General features: G+C 67.4%; 6 protein-coding genes. 3 read left to right on the forward strand and 3 right to left on the reverse strand.

Annotation, left to right across the window (positions count from 1 at the left end; genetic code table 11):
* Position 1 precedes the first annotated feature (1 nt).
* Positions 2-682 carry a TIGR00266 family protein gene (locus ON37_RS13585; protein ID WP_040719612.1) on the reverse strand — a complete coding sequence of 227 codons (681 nt, stop codon included), beginning with the start codon at positions 680-682 and terminating at the stop codon, positions 2-4.
* A gap of 152 nt (positions 683-834) precedes the next feature.
* Between ON37_RS13585 and ON37_RS13590 the strand changes: the two genes are divergently transcribed.
* Positions 835-1587, forward strand: coding sequence for a peptidylprolyl isomerase (locus ON37_RS13590; protein WP_373282018.1), 753 nt, complete (start codon positions 835-837; stop codon positions 1585-1587).
* 62 nt (positions 1588-1649) lie between these two features.
* Here the strand turns inward: ON37_RS13590 and arc are convergent, their stop codons facing one another.
* On the reverse strand, positions 1650-3410 hold the full coding sequence (gene arc / locus ON37_RS13595) for a proteasome ATPase (protein ID WP_040719607.1): 1761 nt from the start codon (positions 3408-3410) through the stop codon (positions 1650-1652).
* A 182-nt stretch (positions 3411-3592) separates the two neighbouring features.
* On the opposite strand from arc, the gene ON37_RS13600 reads away from it, so the two are divergent.
* Positions 3593-4204, forward strand: coding sequence for a WKL family lipoprotein (locus ON37_RS13600; protein ID WP_479687409.1), 612 nt, complete (start codon positions 3593-3595; stop codon positions 4202-4204).
* A 134-nt stretch (positions 4205-4338) separates the two neighbouring features.
* Here ON37_RS13600 and ON37_RS13605 read toward each other — a convergent pair whose 3' ends face one another.
* Complete coding sequence (locus ON37_RS13605) at positions 4339-5172, reverse strand: tRNA (adenine-N1)-methyltransferase (RefSeq protein ID WP_040719610.1); 834 nt, start codon at positions 5170-5172, stop codon at positions 4339-4341.
* 82 nt (positions 5173-5254) lie between these two features.
* Here ON37_RS13605 and ON37_RS13610 point away from each other — a divergent pair.
* On the forward strand, positions 5255-5725 hold a 471-nt coding region (locus ON37_RS13610), incomplete at its 3' end, for a RecB family exonuclease (RefSeq protein WP_174362103.1).

Below are 5725 nucleotides of genomic sequence, written 5' to 3' on the forward strand. Positions count from 1 at the left end.
CCTAGCCGGACGAGGTGGCCGCGCCCGCCCAGGCGGCGAAGGCTCCGGGGTTGCGGGTCTGCAGCAGGACCCGGCCGGGCCCGGCGAAGTCGAAGACCAGTCCTTCCCCGGAGGTGAACGACTGCAGCGACCGCCCCGAAACCGCCCGGCGGATACTGAATTTCATCGCCAGGTCGTACGCCACGACATGTCCGCTGTCGATGGTCACCGACTCCCCCGGCCCCAGATCGATCACATCGATCGCGCCGAATACTCCGACCACCACCTCTCCCTGGCCGTGTGCGCGCAGGCCGAACCCGCCCTCGCCGCCGAACATGTTGGCGAACCCGCCCCATTTCGCTTCCACCTGTACGCCATGGGAATTGGCGATCCAGCTGCCCCGGCTGATGAAGTACGGGCGATCGGGAGCGATCGTCAGAGCCAGCATGTCTCCCGGCAGCGCCGGAGCCACGTCCACCCAACCGCCCTGCGGCGGTGCCGTGAACGTCGAAACGAAGAACGACTCCCCCGCCAGAACCGAACGCTTCAGACCGGCCAGAATTCCGCCCTCGGCCTTCGCCGCGAGCATGACTCCGGCCGAATGAGCCACCATCGCACCGGTTTCCGCACGCATGGGCTCCCCACCCGCGAGAAAACAGCGGGCGACCGTGGACGACGGATTGTGCCGCAACACCACCTTCATGTCCGCGACGTTAGCAGCGGCCGCGCGCGGATGTCCCATTCAGCCGCACCCGCTCGCCGGGCATGCGATGATGCCGGGCATCGCGGCACGGCCGGGCCCGAACCGGCCGAGCGGCGAACCATCCAACCCACGAATCTCGGAGGCCCGCCCCGGTGCATATCGACGCGCAAGACCAGCAGCCCGATCTCGACCGTTCCGCTCATTCCACCCGCCGCTCGCGCAGAATCCCGCTGCGCGGCGGCCTCGCGGCGGCGGGCGCGGCGATCGCGCTGGTGGCCGGCGGCACCGCCGCGACCCTCACCGGCGCCGATGCCGCTGCCGGTCCGATCCCCGTGCACACCCAGGCGCCGGGCTGTATGACGCCCGGTGACGCCCAGCCCAACGGCAAGCAGTGGCCGGCCGAACCCGCGATGACCGTGGATCCGAACGCCGGCTACACGGCGAATCTGGAAACCAATTGCGGCACAATCACCGTCGAGCTCGACGCGGCCCATGCTCCGCGCACGGTGAACTCGTTCGCGTTCCTGGCCGGCGAACAGTACTTCGACCACACCCGCTGCCACCGGCTGACCACCGAAGGCATCTTCGTTCTGCAGTGCGGTGACCCGACCGGCACCGGAACCGGCGGCCCGGGCTACCGATTCGGCGACGAGAACCTGGCCGGCGCCACCTACCCGGCCGGCACGGTCGCGATGGCCAACGCCGGACCGAACACCAACGGCAGCCAGTTCTTCCTGGTCTACTCCGACAGCAAACTGCCGCCCAACTACACCCCGTTCGGCCACATCACCGGTGGCATGGATGTGCTGCAGAACATCGCCGCGGGTGGTACCAAGGACGGATCCGGCGACGGCGCACCGGCCGCCGATATTGTGCTCGACTCGGTGGCCACTGCCCGGCGCTGACACCGGATACGGCGAAGGCCGCGCTCGCGATGCGGGCGCGGCCTTCGTGTCGTGCGGTACTCCTAGAGGTACTGACCCGTATTGGATTCGGTGTCGATCGCCCGGCTCGCCGAGGCGTTCTTACCGGTAACCAGCGTCCGGATGTAGACGATCCGTTCGCCCTTCTTACCCGAAATACGTGCCCAGTCATCCGGATTGGTGGTGTTGGGCAGGTCCTCGTTCTCGGAGAACTCGTCGACGATCGAATCGAACAGGTGCTGGATCCGCAGGCCGGGGTTACCGGTCTCGAGCACCGATTTGATCGCGTACTTCTTCGAGCGGTCCACGATGTTCTGGATCATGGCGCCGGAGTTGAAGTCCTTGAAGTACAGGACCTCCTTGTCACCGTTGGCGTAGGTGACCTCCAGGAAGCGGTTGTCCTCGCTCTCGGCGTACATCCGGTCCACGACCCGCTCGATCATCGCCTTCACGCACTTGGAGCGATCGCCGGCGAATTCGGCCAGATCGTCGGCGTGCAGCGGCAGATCCTCGGTCAGGTACTTGGAGAAGATGTCCTGCGCCGCTTCGGCGTCCGGACGCTCGATCTTGATCTTCACGTCCAAGCGGCCGGGCCGCAGGATCGCGGGGTCGATCATGTCCTCGCGGTTGGACGCGCCGATCACGATGACGTTCTCGAGTCCCTCGACACCGTCGATCTCCGACAGCAGCTGCGGCACCACCGTGGTCTCCACGTCCGAGGAGACACCGGATCCGCGGGTGCGGAAGATCGAGTCCATCTCGTCGAAGAACACGATCACCGGGGTGCCCTCGGAGGCCTTCTCCCGAGCGCGCTGGAAGATGATCCGGATGTGGCGCTCGGTCTCACCGACGAACTTGTTCAGCAGTTCCGGGCCCTTGATGTTGAGAAAGAAGGACTTGGCCTCCTTGGCATCCTCACCGCGCGCCTCGGCGATCTTCTTGGCGAGCGAGTTGGCGACCGCCTTGGCGATCAGCGTCTTACCGCAGCCCGGCGGGCCGTACAGCAGCACGCCCTTGGGCGGGCGCAGCGCGTACTCGCGGAACAGATCCTTGTGCAGGAACGGCAGCTCCACCGCGTCGCGGATCTGCTCGATCTGGCGTCCGAGACCACCGATGTCCTCGTATCCGACATCGGGCACCTCTTCCAGCACCAGATCCTCGACCTCGGCCTTGGGGATGCGCTCGAAGGCGAATCCGGCCTTGGTGTCGACCAGCAGCGAATCGCCGGGGCGCAGGCGCCGGGTGGGCTGCAGTGGGTCCTCGGTGTCGTCCGCGTCGACCAGCGCCGACAGCGGGCCGGACAGCCACACCACCCGCTCCTCGTCGGCATGGCCGACCACGAGTGCGCGCCGCCCGTCGTCGAGGACCTCGCGCAGGGTGCCGATCTCACCGGTCTGGTCGAAGGTGCCGGCCTCGACCACCGTGAGCGCCTCGTTCAGACGCACGGTCTGGCCGTAGTGCAATTCGGAGGTGTCGATATTCGGCGAGCACGTCAGGCGCATTTTCCGCCCGGACGTGAACACGTCGACCGTCTGGTCCTCGTACACACCGATCAGCACGCCGTAGCCGCTGGGCGGCTGGCCCAGACGGTCGACCTCCTCACGCAGCGCCACCAACTGCTGACGGGCCTCCTTGAGGGTGTCCATCAGCTTGGTGTTGCGAATCGTCAGCGAATCGATACGAGCTTCCAATTCCCTTGAACGATCCGGCGAGTCGGCGAGTTGCCTACGGAGTGCAGCCGCCTCGGCGCGTACCACCTCGAGTTCTCTCCAGGCCGCCGAATCCGAATTCTCGATGGGGCTCATGATGCTGCTCCTCCCAGTCCCGGTCTATCAACGCTACCGGGCGCGAACCGTTCTCGCTTTCCGACATGGTTTCGTCGTGATCACATCTCAGCTGCGGTCTACCGGCCCGGGCAACCATGTTAGCCTGCCCTAACCTGCATTCGGCGAGCGAATTCGCCGGACCGAACCGAAAGGTCTAGTCGATGCTCCTTCCTACCCGCCACAGCGCTGCTCCCTACAGTGGCACTACCCGCACCGGGAGCAACGCCACACGGGCCGCCGGTGTTTCCGGTGCGCGACGTTCGGGACTTCGCCGCGCCGGGGCGTTCCGTCTTGCTACGGCTACCGCGTTCGCCGCGCTCGCCGTTACCGCTATGACAGCATGCGGGTCCGACAATTCCGAGGACTCCACGCCGACGAACGCCACGACGGCGACCTCGGCCTCGGCCACCACCACGAGCGCCGCCGCCGCGACCGCCCCCACCGCGGAGGAGTTGCAGGCCACCCTCAACGGATTCGTGGACCCGGCCAAGCCGACCGCCGAGAAGGAGAAACTGGTGGTCGGCGGCGATAAGCGCGCCGCCAACATCGACACCATGACCAAGGGCCTGGCCAACTACGGGACCATCACCTTCACCGTCGCCGACATCAAGACCGAGGGCGATCGGGCCACCGGCCAAGTCACCATCACCTCGCCGCACGGCCCGGCCGGACCCATGCCGATGACCTGGGAGCACTCCGCCGCCGGATGGCAGCTGTCGGACGCGTCGGCCTGCCAGATCCTCGCCATGGGAATGGCGCCCTGCCAGCCCTGAGCAGCCCCGGCCCCTCGTCACCACGCCGCCGTCGCCCCGGTTCCACTACCCGCGAACCGGGGCGACGTCGTTCTCGGGCGAAGGTCGTTCCGGAGGGAGGACCGGCATGTCCCGAGCGGCCCCGAATCGCCCGCTCAGCCCTTGGAGGGGCGGCGCTGCGGTTTGGGGGCCACCACCCCGTCCGCGAGGCGCCGAGCGCTCACCAGGAAGGCCGTATGGCCCTGCATCCGGTGTTCGGGACGGACCGCGAGCCCGACCACGTGCCACGGCCGCACCAGCGATTCCCAGGACCGCGGTTCGGTCCAGCACTGTTGCTGCCGCAGCGCTTCGACCACTTCCGACAGCTGCGTGACCGTCGCGACGTAGACGACGAGCACGCCCCCCGGAATCAACGCCTTCGCCACGGCGGGCAGGGCATCCCACGGTTTCAGCATGTCCAGCACCACGCGGTCGACCTGTCCGTCGTCGTAGTCGGCGACATCGCCGATGGTCAGCGACCAGTTCGCGGGGCGTTCGCCGAAGAATCGCTCGACATTGCGCACGGCGTGCTCGGCGTGGTCCTCGCGGATCTCGTAGGAGCGCACGCTGCCCTCCGGACCGACCGCGCGCAGCAGCGAGCAGGTCAGGGCGCCCGAGCCGGCGCCCGCTTCCAGCACCCGCGCGCCCGGAAACACGTCACCCTCGTGCACGATCTGCGCGGCGTCCTTGGGATAGATGACGGCCGCGCCGCGCGGCATCGACAGCACATAGTCGACCAGCAGCGGCCGAAGCGCGAGATACGGTGTGCCGTTGGCGGATTGGACCACACACCCCTCGTCGGCGCCGATCAGATCGTCGTGGCGGATCGGCCCCTTGTGGGTGTGGAATTCCTTACCCGGCTCCAGGACGACGGTGTGTTGCCTGCCCTTGGCATCGGTCAGCTGCACCCGGTCCCCCGTGGTGAATGGGCCGGTCCGTCTGGCCGTCATGTATCTCCGTTCTCCTGCGCATCATTTCCGCGGCGGTATCGCGCCGCCGAATCTGTCGGTACCCGCCGATAGCCTGCCAGGTATGTCCGCACCACCGACGGCGACCCCGTCCGAATTACCGGCCCTTTCCAGCGGGCCGGCGTTGTCGCCCTCGCGGGCAATGGATTTCAAACAATGCCCGTTGAAATACCGATTACGCGCGATCGACCGGATTCCGGAAACTCCCGGCCGCGACGCCGTCCGCGGCACGGTGGTACACGCCGTACTGGAATCCCTGTACGGGCTACCGAGTGGTGAACGGGTCCCGGCGCGGGCCGCGCAGCTGGTGGAACCGGCCTGGCAGCGTTTGCTGAGCGATCGCCCGGAAGTCGAGGTGGTGCTCGAAGCGGGCGGTCTCGCACCGTTTCTCGACGAGGTGTCCCGGCTCGTGCGCGCCTACTACACGCTCGAGGACCCGACCGCTTTCGACCCCGAATCCTGCGAATCCCTGGTCGAGGTCCGGCTCGCGGACGGCTCACCGCTGCGCGGCTATGTGGACCGCATCGATGTCGCC

Source organism: Nocardia veterana NBRC 100344, assembly GCF_000308855.1.
Taxonomy (GTDB): domain Bacteria; phylum Actinomycetota; class Actinomycetes; order Mycobacteriales; family Mycobacteriaceae; genus Nocardia; species Nocardia veterana.